Origin of the sequence: Paraburkholderia strydomiana (genome assembly GCF_031456815.1) — a bacterium.
Lineage (GTDB): Bacteria > Pseudomonadota > Gammaproteobacteria > Burkholderiales > Burkholderiaceae > Paraburkholderia > Paraburkholderia caledonica.
In genome coordinates, this window is record NZ_JAVDVL010000003.1 from 280,251 (window position 1) to 293,510 (window position 13,260).

13 protein-coding genes are annotated in these 13,260 nt (G+C 60.4%); 11 read left to right on the forward strand and 2 right to left on the reverse strand.

What is annotated here, in order from left to right:
* Positions 1 to 16 precede the first annotated feature (16 nt).
* From hpaE to J2W46_RS10860, 8 genes are all read left to right on the forward strand, one after another.
* On the forward strand, positions 17 to 1,474 hold the full coding sequence (hpaE, locus tag J2W46_RS10825) for a 5-carboxymethyl-2-hydroxymuconate semialdehyde dehydrogenase (RefSeq protein ID WP_310353541.1): 1,458 nt from the start codon (positions 17 to 19) through the stop codon (positions 1,472 to 1,474).
* Between the two features lie 62 nt (positions 1,475 to 1,536).
* Positions 1,537 to 2,400: a 3,4-dihydroxyphenylacetate 2,3-dioxygenase gene (gene hpaD, locus J2W46_RS10830; protein ID WP_310353544.1), complete on the forward strand. Its 864-nt coding sequence runs from the start codon at positions 1,537 to 1,539 to the stop codon at positions 2,398 to 2,400.
* A 20-nt stretch (positions 2,401 to 2,420) separates the two neighbouring features.
* Positions 2,421 to 2,822, forward strand: coding sequence for a 5-carboxymethyl-2-hydroxymuconate Delta-isomerase (locus J2W46_RS10835; RefSeq protein WP_088173386.1), 402 nt, complete (start codon positions 2,421 to 2,423; stop codon positions 2,820 to 2,822).
* Between the two features lie 44 nt (positions 2,823 to 2,866).
* The gene (hpaH, locus tag J2W46_RS10840; protein WP_027777645.1) at positions 2,867 to 3,670 is read left to right on the forward strand and encodes a 2-oxo-hept-4-ene-1,7-dioate hydratase; all 804 of its coding nucleotides are present in this window, start codon (positions 2,867 to 2,869) and stop codon (positions 3,668 to 3,670) included.
* Positions 3,671 to 3,678: 8 nt separating this feature from the next.
* Positions 3,679 to 4,482: a 4-hydroxy-2-oxoheptanedioate aldolase gene (hpaI, locus tag J2W46_RS10845; protein ID WP_310353548.1), complete on the forward strand. Its 804-nt coding sequence runs from the start codon at positions 3,679 to 3,681 to the stop codon at positions 4,480 to 4,482.
* A 99-nt stretch (positions 4,483 to 4,581) separates the two neighbouring features.
* Positions 4,582 to 4,917 carry an ArsR/SmtB family transcription factor gene (locus tag J2W46_RS10850; protein ID WP_020068292.1) on the forward strand — a complete coding sequence of 112 codons (336 nt, stop codon included), beginning with the start codon at positions 4,582 to 4,584 and terminating at the stop codon, positions 4,915 to 4,917.
* The gene (locus J2W46_RS10855; protein WP_310069242.1) at positions 4,914 to 5,441 is read left to right on the forward strand and encodes an SRPBCC family protein; all 528 of its coding nucleotides are present in this window, start codon (positions 4,914 to 4,916) and stop codon (positions 5,439 to 5,441) included. The genes J2W46_RS10850 and J2W46_RS10855 overlap by 4 nt, the downstream gene beginning before the upstream one ends.
* A 23-nt stretch (positions 5,442 to 5,464) precedes the next feature.
* Positions 5,465 to 5,881, forward strand: a complete 417-nt coding sequence (locus J2W46_RS10860; protein ID WP_020068290.1) for a DUF1801 domain-containing protein — start codon at positions 5,465 to 5,467, stop codon at positions 5,879 to 5,881.
* A 55-nt stretch (positions 5,882 to 5,936) separates the two neighbouring features.
* Here J2W46_RS10860 and J2W46_RS10865 read toward each other — a convergent pair whose 3' ends face one another.
* Positions 5,937 to 8,087 (reverse strand): tetratricopeptide repeat protein, encoded by a 2,151-nt coding sequence (locus J2W46_RS10865; protein ID WP_310353551.1) that lies wholly within the window; start codon positions 8,085 to 8,087, stop codon positions 5,937 to 5,939.
* Between the two features lie 211 nt (positions 8,088 to 8,298).
* Here J2W46_RS10865 and J2W46_RS10870 point away from each other — a divergent pair, with 211 nt between their 5' ends.
* The 3 genes from J2W46_RS10870 (at position 8,299) to J2W46_RS10880 (ending at position 12,817) form a co-directional block, all read left to right on the forward strand.
* A complete protein-coding gene (locus J2W46_RS10870) occupies positions 8,299 to 8,700 on the forward strand; it encodes a DUF2946 domain-containing protein (RefSeq protein WP_310353553.1) in 402 nt (133 codons plus the stop codon).
* A 91-nt stretch (positions 8,701 to 8,791) separates the two neighbouring features.
* Positions 8,792 to 11,236 (forward strand): TonB-dependent receptor, encoded by a 2,445-nt coding sequence (locus tag J2W46_RS10875; protein ID WP_310353555.1) that lies wholly within the window; start codon positions 8,792 to 8,794, stop codon positions 11,234 to 11,236.
* A gap of 54 nt (positions 11,237 to 11,290) precedes the next feature.
* Positions 11,291 to 12,817 (forward strand): PepSY-associated TM helix domain-containing protein, encoded by a 1,527-nt coding sequence (locus tag J2W46_RS10880; protein ID WP_310353558.1) that lies wholly within the window; start codon positions 11,291 to 11,293, stop codon positions 12,815 to 12,817.
* Positions 12,818 to 12,858: 41 nt separating this feature from the next.
* On the opposite strand, the gene J2W46_RS10885 is transcribed toward J2W46_RS10880, so the two are convergent.
* Positions 12,859 to 13,191 (reverse strand): DUF2322 family protein, encoded by a 333-nt coding sequence (locus tag J2W46_RS10885; protein ID WP_288828152.1) that lies wholly within the window; start codon positions 13,189 to 13,191, stop codon positions 12,859 to 12,861.
* Positions 13,192 to 13,260: the final 69 nt, after the last annotated feature.

The following is a 13,260-nucleotide window of genomic DNA, read 5'->3' on the forward strand; positions in this document are numbered from 1 at the left end:
AGCAAAGGACAACGCAATGCGAATCGAACATCTGATCAACGGCAAAGCAGGCGGCGCGAAAGATTATTTCGAAACGGTCAATCCGGCGACGCAAGAAGTACTTGCGGAAGTGGCCCGTGGCACAGAGGCGGAAGTCGATGCCGCGGTGCGAGCCGCAAAGGAAGCATTCCCCGCATGGGCAGGCAAGCCCGCTGCGGAACGCGCAAAGCTGATTCGCAAGCTCGGCGAACTGATCGCGAAGAACGTGCCCGAGATATCGGAAACCGAAACGAAGGACACAGGCCAGACCATTTCGCAAACGCGCAAGCAACTCGTGCCGCGCGCGGCCGACAACTTCAGCTATTTCGCCGAGATGTGCACACGCGTGGACGGCCACACGTACCCTACCGACACGCATCTGAACTACACGCTTTTTCATCCGGTCGGCGTGTGCGCGCTCATTTCACCGTGGAATGTACCGTTCATGACGGCGACATGGAAGGTCGCGCCCTGTCTCGCGTTCGGCAATACTGCAGTTCTGAAGATGAGCGAGCTGTCGCCGCTTACCGCGTCGATGCTCGGCAATCTCGCTCTGGAAGCGGGAATCCCAGCAGGCGTGTTGAACGTCGTGCATGGTTTCGGCAAAGAAACGGGCGAGCCGCTCGTCGCGCATCCGGACGTGCACGCGGTGTCCTTTACCGGATCGACTGCAACGGGCAACCGGATTGTGCAGAGCGCCGGACTCAAGAAGTTTTCAATGGAACTTGGCGGAAAGTCGCCGTTCGTCATTTTCGACGACGCCGATTTCGAACGCGCGCTCGATGCTGCCGTATTCATGATCTTCTCGAACAACGGCGAACGCTGTACGGCCGGCTCGCGGATCCTCGTGCAAAAGTCCATTTACGCGAAATTCGCTGAGCGCTTTGTCGAACGTGCGAAGCGTCTCACGGTTGGCAATCCGCTTGCCGACAGCACGATTATCGGACCGATGATCAGCCAGGGGCACCTGGCGAAAGTGCGCAGCTATATCGAACTCGGACCGAAAGAAGGCGCAACGCTCGCCTGCGGCGGTCTCGACATGCCCGGGTTACCCGACTCCATGCGCCATGGCAACTTCGTGATGCCCACGGTATTCGTCGATGTCGACAACCGTATGCGTATTGCTCAGGAAGAGATCTTTGGCCCCGTTGCGTGCCTGATCCCATTCGACGACGAAGCCGACGCGATCAGACTAGCTAACGACATCTCATACGGTCTGTCGAGCTACATCTGGACGGAGAACACGGGGCGCGCGCATCGTGTGGCGGCTTCCGTCGAAGCCGGCATGTGCTTCGTCAACAGCCAGAACGTGCGCGACCTGCGACAGCCGTTCGGCGGTACGAAGGCATCGGGCGTAGGGCGCGAAGGCGGTACGTGGAGTTATGAAGTATTCCTCGAACCGAAGAACGTTTGCGTGTCGCTCGGTTCGCATCACATTCCACGCTGGGGCGTCTGACACGCCGACGTGTCGAGCGCGAGCCGCATTGCGTTTCGCGACATAAACAAGAGGAGACCGCGATGGGCGAACTCGCGCTGGCAGCAAAAGTGACACACGTGCCGTCGTTATATCTGTCCGAGCTCGACGGGCCGCACAAGGGTTGCCGTCAGCCCGCAATCGACGGCCATCGTGAGATTGGCCGGCGTTGCCGCGAACTGGGCGTGGATACGATCGTCGTGTTCGACGTGCATTGGCTCGTTAATAGCGAGTACCACATCAATTGCGCACCGAAGTTCGAAGGCGTCTACACGAGCAACGAATTACCGCATTTCATCAAGAACATGCCCTACGCGTACCCGGGCAACGTGGACCTCGGCAATCTGATTGCGGAAGTTGCCAACGAAATGGGCGTGAAAAGCCGCGCGCATAGCGAGACCACGCTCGAACTCGAATACGGCACGCTGGTGCCCATGCGCTATATGAATGGCGATCAGCACTTCAAGGCGGTGTCGGTAGCCGGCTGGTGCATGTGGCATGACCTTGATACAAGCGCGCGCTTCGGTCTCGCGGTGCGCAAGGCGATCGAAGAGCGTTACGACGGCACCGTCGCGATTCTGGCAAGCGGTTCGCTGAGTCACCATTTCGCCAACAACGGCACCGCCGAGCAGTTCATGCATAAAGTATGGAGCCCGTTCCTCGAACAGATGGACCGCCGGGTTGTCGAGTTGTGGGAAGCCGGTGACTGGAAGACGTTCTGCGAAATGCTGCCGCTTTACAACGAAAAATGCTGGGGCGAAGGCGGCATGCACGACACGGCAATGCTGCTGGGCGCGCTCGGCTGGGACCGCTATGACGGCAAGGTGGAAGTCGTCACGCCTTATTTCGGCAGTTCGGGTACGGGACAGATCAATGCGATCTTTCCGGTGACTCCACTGACAGCCTGACTTGCGTAAAGGAGACTGACGTGCCGCATCTAACACTCGAGTACAGCGCGAATCTTGCTGACGCAGAAAGTATTAGCCGCCTGTGCAATACCCTCGCTCAATGTCTTGCTGAACAGCGCGATAACGAACAACGTGTCTTTCCGCTTGGCGGCATTCGCGTCCGCGCGTTGCGGTGTGAACACTATTGCATTGCAGACGGACGCGCCGACGCAGCATTTCTCCACGCAAACCTGAAGATCGCTGCGGGCCGCTCCGATGCTACGAAGAAGGCAACGGGCGATGCGCTATTCGCGCTCATCAAACAGCACTTCGCCAATGAGTTTGAACAGAGCGGGCTAGCGTTATCGCTCGAAATCAACGAATTCAGCGAAGCAGGCACCTGGAAGCATAACAACCTGCACGCGCGGCTCAAAGCGCAGTAGCGAGCCGGAACACACACTGACAGCGGCTCAATAGAGAACTCATCATGCTAGACCAACAAACCATTCGCGAGCTCGCCGCACAACTCGACAACGCAGAGAAAACACGCACGCAATTGCGCCACTTTTCCGCGGCATATCCGCAGATGACTGTCGAAGACGGTTACGCGATCCAGCGCGAATGGGTGAACCTCAAGCTCGCCGAAGGACATGTGATCAAGGGGCGCAAGATCGGCCTCACGTCGCGCGCGATGCAGCGTTCTTCGCAGATCGACGAGCCGGACTATGCGCCGCTGCTCGACAGCATGTTTATCGAAAACGGTCAGGACATTCGCGCGGACCGCTTCATTGCGCCGCGCGTCGAAGTGGAACTTGCGTTTGTGCTTAGCAGGCCCCTGAAAGGCCCGGGCGTTACGCTGTTCGACGTGCTCGATGCAACGGCTTATGTGACGCCCGCAGTGGAAATCATCGACGCGCGCATCGAGCAGTTCGACCGCGAGACGCGTGCCCCGCGCAAGGTCTACGACACTATCTCCGACTTCGCGGCGAATGCGGGCATCGTGCTGGGCGGGCGTCCGGTGCGTCCGCTCGATGTCGATCTTCGTTGGGTCGGCGCGTTGCTTTATAAGAACGGCGCCGTCGAAGAAAGCGGGCTTGCGGCGGCCGTGCTGAATCATCCAGCTACAGGCGTCGCGTGGCTCGCGAACAAGATCGCCCCATACGACGAAATGCTGAATGCGAACGACGTGATTCTCAGCGGTTCATTCACGAGCCCGATTCCCGCCAAAGCGGGAGACACCTTCCACGTCGATTATGGTCCGCTCGGCGGCATCGGTTTGAACTTCATTTGAGCACGCACATGTCCCTGCCGCAGAACACATTCAAACGCGCACTGCGTGAAGGCACGCCGCAATTCGGCTTGTGGGCGGCACTGGCCGACGCCTACGTGACCGAGTTGCTCGCCACTGCCGGTTTCGACTGGCTATTGATCGACAACGAGCACGCACCGAACGACGTACGCAGCACGCTCGCGCAGTTGCAGGCGGTGGCGGCTTATGCGTCGCATCCGGTGGTACGTCCTGTGCGAAGCGATAGCGCGTTGATCAAGCAGCTGCTCGACATCGGCGCCCAAACGCTATTGCTGCCGATGATCGACACCGCAAGTCAGGCGGCCGACGCGGTGGCTGCAACGCGCTATCCGCCGCAAGGCATTCGCGGCGTGGGCAGCGCATTGGCGCGCGCGTCGCGCTGGAACCGCATCCCCGACTACCTGACCCGCGCCGCAGACGAACTCTGTGTACTGGTTCAGGTGGAGACCGTGGAAGGCATGAACAACCTGGCGGCGATTGCCGCTGTCGACGGCGTGGATGGCGTGTTTTTCGGCCCCGCGGATCTGAGTGCGTCGATGGGCTTTCTCGGCCAACCCGGCGAGGCCAGCGTGCGCGAGGCGATTCGCGGCGGCATCGAAAGCGTACGGCGCGCAGGCAAGGCGGCGGGCGTGCTGGCGCCGGATCGGGCGATCGCCGAAGAATATCTTGCGGCCGGTGCGACGTTTGTCGCTGTCGGAACGGATACGGGTTTGCTGAGCCGCGCGGCAGCAGATCTGGCGGCATCGTATAAGAACACTGCGGGATCGCACGTCAGCGCGCGGGGCGGGTACTAAAGAGCCGCAAGCAAGGCCGCAACCAGCACCGTAAGGCAACCGCGTTTCGTCATGCCTCGCGGCTTGACATTTATATACTCCGTGAGGTATATAAGCACTATGGACTCAACATTTGCTGTCATCGCCGAGCCGAGCCGCCGCGCTATCCTCAGTCTGCTTGCCTCTTCGGAGCAATCCGTGGGCGATATCGAGGAACAGCTCAAGCTCTCGCAACCCTCTGTTTCAAAGCACTTGCGAGTGCTTCGAGACGCCGGCTTCGTTGAGTCGCGTGTCGAGGCGCAGCGGCGTGTGTATCGGATCAAGCCCGAGCCGCTTATGGAAATCGACGCCTGGCTCGCTCCGTTTCGCCGTTTCTGGTCGGTTCATCTCGACGCGCTCGAGCGTCATCTCGATCAGACCCATCCCGCACCGCCCCGCAAGGAGAAGAAACGATGAGCAATCGCGAGTCTTACCGGCCCGGTCCTGCCGCCGGAGCCAAAGTTCAGAAAGACGGAGACAAATGGACACTCGTCCTCGTGCGTGAGTTGCGCCATTCGCCGGACAAAGTGTGGCAAGCGCTGACGGATCCTGCCAGCCTGCGCGAATGGGCGCCGTTCGACGCGGACCACAGCCTCGCCTCGGTCGGTCCAGTGAAGCTCTCCACGGTGGGCACGCCCACACCTCAGGTGTCCGAGACCCAGGTGACACGCGCCGACGCGCCCAACCTGCTCGAGTATCGCTGGGGCGAGAACGATCTTCGCTGGCAGCTCGAAGCGCTCGGCGACGGCACGCGTCTCACGCTATGGCACAACATCGATCGCAACTTCATATCGATGGGTGCGGCCGGCTGGCACATCTGCCTCGACGTGCTCGACCGCTTGCTTGCCGACGATCCGATTGGACGTATCGTCGCCGGCGAAGCAATGAAATTCGAGTGGCCGCGCCTGAATACCGAATACGCAAAGCAGTTCGGCCTTTGAACCGGAAAGCCGAGGAGAACGATATGAACCGCTCTGCTTCCACAGAAACCCAGTCGGCCTCCGAACTGATCGACAAAAGAATCGCGGACCTCGGAGACTGGCGCGGGACGACCTTGAGCGCGATGCGCAAGCTCATCAAAGAGGCTGATCCGGATGTGGTGGAAGAATGGAAGTGGATGGGCACGCCTGTGTGGTCGCATGACGGAATCATCTGCACGGGCGAGTCTTACAAGTCGGTCGTGAAACTGACCTTCGCGAAGGGGGCATCGCTGGAAGACCCGGCGAAGCTGTTCAACTCCAGCCTCGACGGAAACGTGCGGCGCGCAATCGACATTCATGAGGGTGAAGAACTCGACGCGGATGCGTTCAAGTCCCTCATTCGCGCCGCAATCGCGTTGAACACGTCCAGCAAAAAGGCAAAGCCGAAGCGGGCGAAGTAGTCGCGGCTCCGGGCCGTAGTGCCAGCGAGTCGAGACGCGCTTGCGTCGCTCCTTGTTAATTGCGCACGCCGAATCGCGCCACGCACGCCTGCCTCACTCTTTCGACGACCACGGCCCATTCCTCCCCTCGCTCGCGGCGAAATAACCGCAGCGTGTGCGGATACCACGGCGAATCGCTACGCTCGTGCATCCAGCGCCAGTCGACATCTTTTTCCGGCAGGATCACCCAGCAGGCTTTGCCGAGCGACGCAGCGAGATGCGCGATCGACGTATCCACGCAAATCACCAGATCTAGTTGGCCGACGATCGCAGCGCTGTCGGCCAGATCGGTCACCATCGAGCCGAGGTGAAGCAACGGCTGACCGGCAGGCGGATTTCGGGCTTCGTCCTCGCCCTGCCCCTTTTGCAGACTCACGAAACTCACGCCGTCTACGCTCCACAGCGGCGCAAGCGTAGCGAGTGACGGAATCGAGCGGTTCGCGTCGTTATGATGCTTCGCGTTGCCCTTCCATACGAGGCCGATCCTGCGACCTGGCGGCAGCGCGTCGATAACGGTCTGCCACCGTTCGACGAGCGACGGTTCCACCGCAAGCCGGACCGGTCGCGGGATGGTGTCGACAGCCGTGCGCAGATGCAGCGGCGCACTCAGCAGACTCGTCCAGCAGTCGTAAGCGGAGGCGCGCGCGACGGCCGTGTCGTGGTCGAGTACGGCATCAACGCCGTCTACGCGAGCCATCAGCCTATGCAGCGCAGGCGCACAGGCGAACGCGATATGCGCTGCGCCCTGCGCCTTGAGCAAGGCGAAATAACGGCTGAATTGCAGCATATCGCCGAGACCGTCTTCCTGCCAGACGAGCAGCGAACGCCCCGACAGCGCGTCGCCCTGCCACTGCGGACAACTCAGTCTCTGAGCAGAGTGCAGATGCACGAAACCGGCTAGTTGATAACGGCATTCGTATAGCCGCCACCCTTCGTCGAAACGCCCCATGCCGAGTAACAACGTAGCTAGCCCGAAGCGCGCTTCGCCGTAATCCGCACGTAATACAAGCGCGCGACGATACGCACTCTCTGCTTCGGGCCAGCGCTTCAGCTGTGCGAGCGTAGCACCGAGGTTGTAATGCGCTTCAGCGAGATCGGGATGAACGGATAGAGCCTGCTCGAAGCACTCAACAGCTTCAGGCAAACAATCGAGCAGGCGCAGCACGCAGCCGAGATTGTTGTGCGCGGGCGCGATGCCGGGCCGCAGACGAACCGCATCCCGGTAAGCCTCTGCGGCCTCGATCAGACGTTCGAGCTTGAAGAGTGTAATGCCGAGGTTGTAGTACGCCTCGGCGTAATCGGCACGAAGCGCGATTGCCTTGCGGTAGGCCGCCTCCGCCTCGGGCAGCCGCTGCAGATCGGTCAACGTGGCCCCGAGATTTACGTGGGCTTCCGCGTAATCGGGCCGCATGGTCAACGCAAGCCGGCACGCAAGTTCTGCCTCGGTCAGACGCTGCGCTGCCTTGAGCGCGCCCGCAAGATTGTTCAATGCCTCCGGATATTGCGGCCTGATCGTGAGCGCCTCGCGATAAGCCGCGTCCGCTTGCGCGACGCGGCCAAGGTCCATCAATACGTTGCCCAGGTTGTTGTGTGCTTCCGCATGCGCCGGCAATCGGACGAGCGTCTCGCGATAAGCGGCTTCGGCCTCATCCAGGCGTTGCAGTGCGTGCAGCACGACGCCGTGGTTGTAATGCGCTTCTGCGTGATCCGGGCGTAGCACGACCGCCCTGCGGTACGACGCTTCCGCATCCTCGTGGTAGCCCTGTGCATAAAGTACTGCGCCTAGCTGATTGTGGGCATCCGCATGGCCGGGCTGCAGAACGATCAGTTGCCGGTAGATTGCCTTTGCCGCGGACAGACGTCCACGCGCTTTCAGCAACGCGCCGAGGCTTTCATATACCTCGACGTAGCCGGGCATCATGCGCAGACACCGGCGCCAATAACGCTCGGCATCGTCCGGCTCGCCGAGACGGCACGAAGAAGCGCCCGCAAGGTTGAGCGCGTCGGCCATTGCGTGAATCGTAGCGTCGTCCAGCGCGCTTTCGTCCCGCTCGATCACCGGCATGACGGTCGATAATGCCGCAGCGAATTGATCCGCGGAATAAAGCGCCATCGCCTGCTGGTTCAGTTCGGTAATAGAAGAGGCGAGCGTCTGCGTGAGATTCATGAGTCGGGTTACGTTGCGGTCTGGCATTCGCGCACGGAGTCGCGCATGTTGCACGAAAGCGAACATGTAGCACGCAGATTAAGCGATGCGGCGCGATTGTAACGGCGCGAAATGAGCGGTTTTACACCGTCAATCCGCTGCTATAGCCGGGATCAGGCAGAAAAAAGCGGCGCGCAATGCTAGAATCGCCCGCGTTTCCTTGCTCATCGCCATGACTCCACGTTCCCGCAACCGTCTGACCGCCTGGCTTGGCCTCATCGCCATGTGGCTCGTCGTGTTTGCGCCTGCCGTGAGTCAGGTGCTGGCGTCAAACCGCGCGCAGGAGCCGATCGCCGCGTTGTGTTCGGCGCTGCAAACGGTCCCGCCCGGCGCGGCGAATCAGGCAGCCCACGCCGATGCAATGGCGGTGCATCTCAGTCACGACGACGCCTTCGGCGCTTGTGGGTACTGCCATCTCCTGCAACATCACGTGGCAATGCCCACGGTTGCCGCAACGCCCGCGCCGCTAGCCGTTATGGCTGCGGGCACTGCACCGCCTGTTCTCTCCACCCGCTTTACACCGCTCGGCGCGTTCCCGTCCGGGCGCCCAAGAGCACCCCCTGTCGTTTCCTGATTGTCGTTGTTCCTGATCGCGCATTGACCGCATTCGTCGCATCCGTCGACGGCGCGCGCGATCGTCCGTTCAATGCATCAAGGAAACTGTCATGTTCATCTTCGCGTTGCGAAGGTTGCCCGCTCGCGTCCGCTTCGAGCGTGGCGCCGGCGTCGCCACTCGTGCCGTCCACACCTTCCGGGGTTTCACATTCGCGCGATTGCATTGCGCTTCATTTGCGTCGTATTTGCACGCCTTGTTCCCGGCTGCTGTGACGGGCCTGGCATGGTTCGCGGCGTTGTCAGCGTCGCCCGCTCGTGCCGATACAGTCAGCGCCGACACCACGTTGCCCACCGTAAGCGTGAGCGCGAATAGCTCCGCCGATCAGAGTGCCGCAACGCGCGCGATCGATCCGGATCTGCCCGCCACGGTCGAAACGCTTACGCGCGATCAATTCTCCAATTGGAATGTCGTCAACACCGAAGACGTGTTGAAGTACATGCCGAACCTTGCGGTCCGTAAGCGTTTTATCGGCGATCTGAATTCGATCATTGCAGTACGCGGCACAAGCAACACACAGAGCGCACGCGGTCTCGTCTATGCGGACGGCCTGCTGCTCAGCAATCTGCTCGGCAACAGCTTTTCCTTTCCGCCGCGCTGGTCGATGGTCTCTCCCGACGAGATCCAGCGAGTCGATGTGATTTACGGCCCCTATTCCGCGCTATATCCGGGCAATTCGCTCGGCGCGACGGTGCTGATCAGCACGCGCATGCCGAAGAAGTTCGAAGCCGAGGCCGACGTAAAAGCATTCACCCAGCATTTCAGTCTCTACGGCGTGAATCGCAATTTCAACGGCAGCGAAGCGAGTGCTTCGCTAGGCGACCGGATCGGCAAGTTCTCTTATTCGCTGGGCGTGAACCACCTCGAAAACACGAGCCAGCCGCTGCAATTCGCCACACTCGCCAAATCTGGCACGCCTGCGAGAGCGGGCGACACGCCCGTGACCGGCGCCTATTTCTACAACAACCAGACCAATACGCCGACGGCCATACTCGGCATTAACGGCGAAGGCATTGAACATACGGTGCAAGACCAGTTCAAGCTGAAGATGCAGTACGACTTTACGCCGACACTGCAAGGCGGTTTCACGCTGGGCTATTGGCATCAAACGTATAACAGTCAGACGTCGAGCTTTCTGCGCGACGCAAACGGCAATCCTGTGTACAGCGGAAAGGTAGCCATTGACGGATACGAGTACACCGTTCCAGCAGCTGCGTTTGCACCGAGCCTCGGACATAGTGAGAACTGGCTGTACGGCGTGTCATTGAAAACGCGCCATGCGACGGGCTGGAATGGCGAGGCAATCGCATCGTATTACGACGTGGGCAATAGCGTCGCGCGTCTCGCCAATTCCGGAGCGCCCGGCAATGGCGCGGGCACTGTCACTTTCGGCGACGGTACCGGCTGGAAAACGCTCGATCTGCGCACCACCTACACACCGGAGTCGACGCAGGCGGGGCTGGCCAATCACGCGCTCAGCTTCGGCTATCACTACGACAACTACTTTCTCGACAACGAAAGCTACTCGACGCTCAACTGGCGCGACGGCGCAGCCGCTACGTTTGCCAACTCGTTCGCCGGCAAGACGCAAACTCAGGCGCTGTATGCGCAGGATGCATGGCGCTTCCTGCCGCGCTGGAAATTCGTGTACGGCATACGTTACGAAGACTGGCATGCATACGACGGATCGCAGTCTCTTTCGGGTACCACAATCGCGCTGGGCGACTCGAATCAGCGGCACTTTTCGCCGAAGGCTTCTCTTTCGTTCGACGTGAGCGACGACCTGACGTTGCGCGCTTCAATTGGCCGCGCGTATCGCTTTCCAACCGTTAGCGAATTGTTCCAGGGGCAAATCAATGGTTCGTCAATCGTCAATAACAATCCGAATCTGAAACCGGAAGACGATCTCTCGAAAGAACTCACAGCCGAATGGGCGCACTGGAATGGCATTTTCCGCTTCTCGCTGTTTCAGGACGACGTAAAGAACACGATCTTCAGCCAGACGGATACGACTGTGATTCCAAACGTGACGAACTTCCAGAACATCGGCAAGGTGCGCTCGCGAGGTGTCGAAACGAGTTATGCGGGCGAGAACGTATTCATGCGTGGACTGGATCTGCTTGCGAGCGTCGCTTATACGCAGTCGAAGATTCTCGCTAACGCACAAAACCCCGCAAGCGTCGGCAAGTACTTTTATCGCATTCCATTGTGGCGCGCGAACATTGCAGCGACCTATCACTTCGACGAGCGTTCGGCATTGACCCTTGCCGCGCGCTACTCAGGCCGCCAATACAACACGCTCACTAACACCGACACGAATCCGGACGTATTCGGCGGTACGAGCTCGTACGCAGTGGCGGACGCGAAGTTCACGTTCAAGCCCACGAAGTTAAGCGAAGTGGGCATTGGCGTAGATAACATTTTCGATGAGCGCTACTACGTCTATCACCCGTATCCGGGCCGCACCTTCTATGTGGAAGCGAAGCTGCGCATGTAATGCGCGGCGCCGTGCAAATCCGGAAGAACCAGATCATTTTTGCAGGAGGATTTCATGTCCACCACCATTCAGCAAAATGCTGCATCGGGCACCGCGACCAACAGCAGCGGCTATCGCACGCTGTGGCGATGGCATTTCTATGCCGGACTGTTCGTGATGCCGTTCCTCGTCATGCTCGCAATAACAGGCACGCTGTACTGCTTTCAACCGCAGATTGAACCGCTGCTTTACCCGCAGCTTCTCGTCGTCGAATCTCGAACCGCACCGCGTATGCCAGCCGACGCACTGCTCGCGCGAGCGCGGGCTGCGATGCCGACAGGTTCCGTTGCGGTGACCACCGTTATCCCGGACACGCCTGAGCGCAGCATGGAATTCATCTTCCGTCTCGCGGATGGAGAAAAGCAAAGCGTGTATGTGAATCCGTATAACGCAGAAGTACTCGGCACGTTGAGCGTCGAGAATCGCTTCATGCAGATCGACCGCATGCTCCATCGCAAGCTGTTGCTGGGCAAGCCGGGCGAGTTGCTGATGGAACTCGCCGCATGCTGGACTCTCGTGATGATCGGCACTGGCGTTGCGCTGTGGTGGCCGCGTGGAGCGACGCGGGCACGCGATGCGCTGGTTCCGCGCTTCACACTGAAAGGCCGCCCGTTGTGGAAAAGCGTTCACGCGGTAATGGGCATCTGGCTCGCACTCGGCGCGCTGGCATTCGTGTTGACGGGTCTTCCATGGTCCGGCTCGTGGGGCAAGCAGTTCAAGGCACTCGCGAGCGCCGCCAATCTCGGCGCGCCGCCCGGCAGCTGGGGCGGCTTGCCGTTGCGCTCCGTGCTGCCTGTCGCGGCGCGCGGCGACGTGACGGCGAACACGACGGAAACAAAAGCTCATGCAAGGCACGCCGGACACGCCGGGCACGACACACAGGCTGCGCAGGATAACTCGATGCCCGGCATGGTCATGGACGACTTGCCGTTGCCGCAAGCGCCGTGGGCCGTCGGCAATGCGCCTGTGCCCGCTTCCGCCAATGCAGGAACAACGCCCCCGCTACCGCTCGGGCGGATCGTCTCGCAAGCGGCGGCGCTCGGCGTGACGAGCGGCTACAACATCGCATTGCCCACCTCGGCAACGGGCGTGTACACCGTCTCCTACTTCCCAGCCGATCCGCAAAAGGAACGCACCATCTATATCGACCAGTACAGCGGCACGGTGCTCAAGGACATTCGCTATGCGGACTACGGCGCAGTATCGAAAGCGGTTTCCTACGGCACGTCATTGCATATGGGCCGCTATTTCGGCGTTGCCAATCAGATCTTGTGCGCCACGATCTCGCTCGGTCTTGCGATGATGGCCATAACCGGCTGCGTGATGTGGTGGAAGCGCAGGCCGCAGCGCTCGCTCGGAGCGCCTTCGCGGGAAAGAGCCGCACCGCCGATGCGCGGCTGGAAAACCGGCCTCATCATGCTGGGCATCGTCTTTCCGTTGATGGGCGCCACGCTGATCGTAGTGTGGCTCGGCGACCGCGTACTATTCGGACGTGCTTCGCGGCGCGAGAGAGTTACACCGTATGAGTCGGCGGAACGGTAACACCGTGCGCCCGAAAGACTTTCAAGCGCACCGTAAGCGGTTCAGTCCGCCTGAATAACGTCGATGCGCAAAGCCGGCGCGCCTGCTGCAATCGCGAGAAGATGATCGACATTCGGATGCGCGCCCGGCCGGTTGCGCGCGTCGGCGGTATGTTCGCCGAACACCGCGAGACCATGCTCGGCCGCTTTGGCATCGAGCGTGCCGAATGTCTGCTGCAAATAGTTGTACACCGCGAGCGAGCCCTGCTTGCCAGGCTTGTTCTCGATGCTTGCCACCACCGTGCCTTGCGCGTCGATCAAATCGATGCGCAGGATACCGTCGATCGCGGGCATTTGCGCAAGGTTCTCTTTGAATACGTTACTCGCCTGAATCACTGAAACCACTCCTTTTAAGCAGGAAAATTGCCACGAGGGCCGTATCTTATCCGATAGCCCCGTTGCATC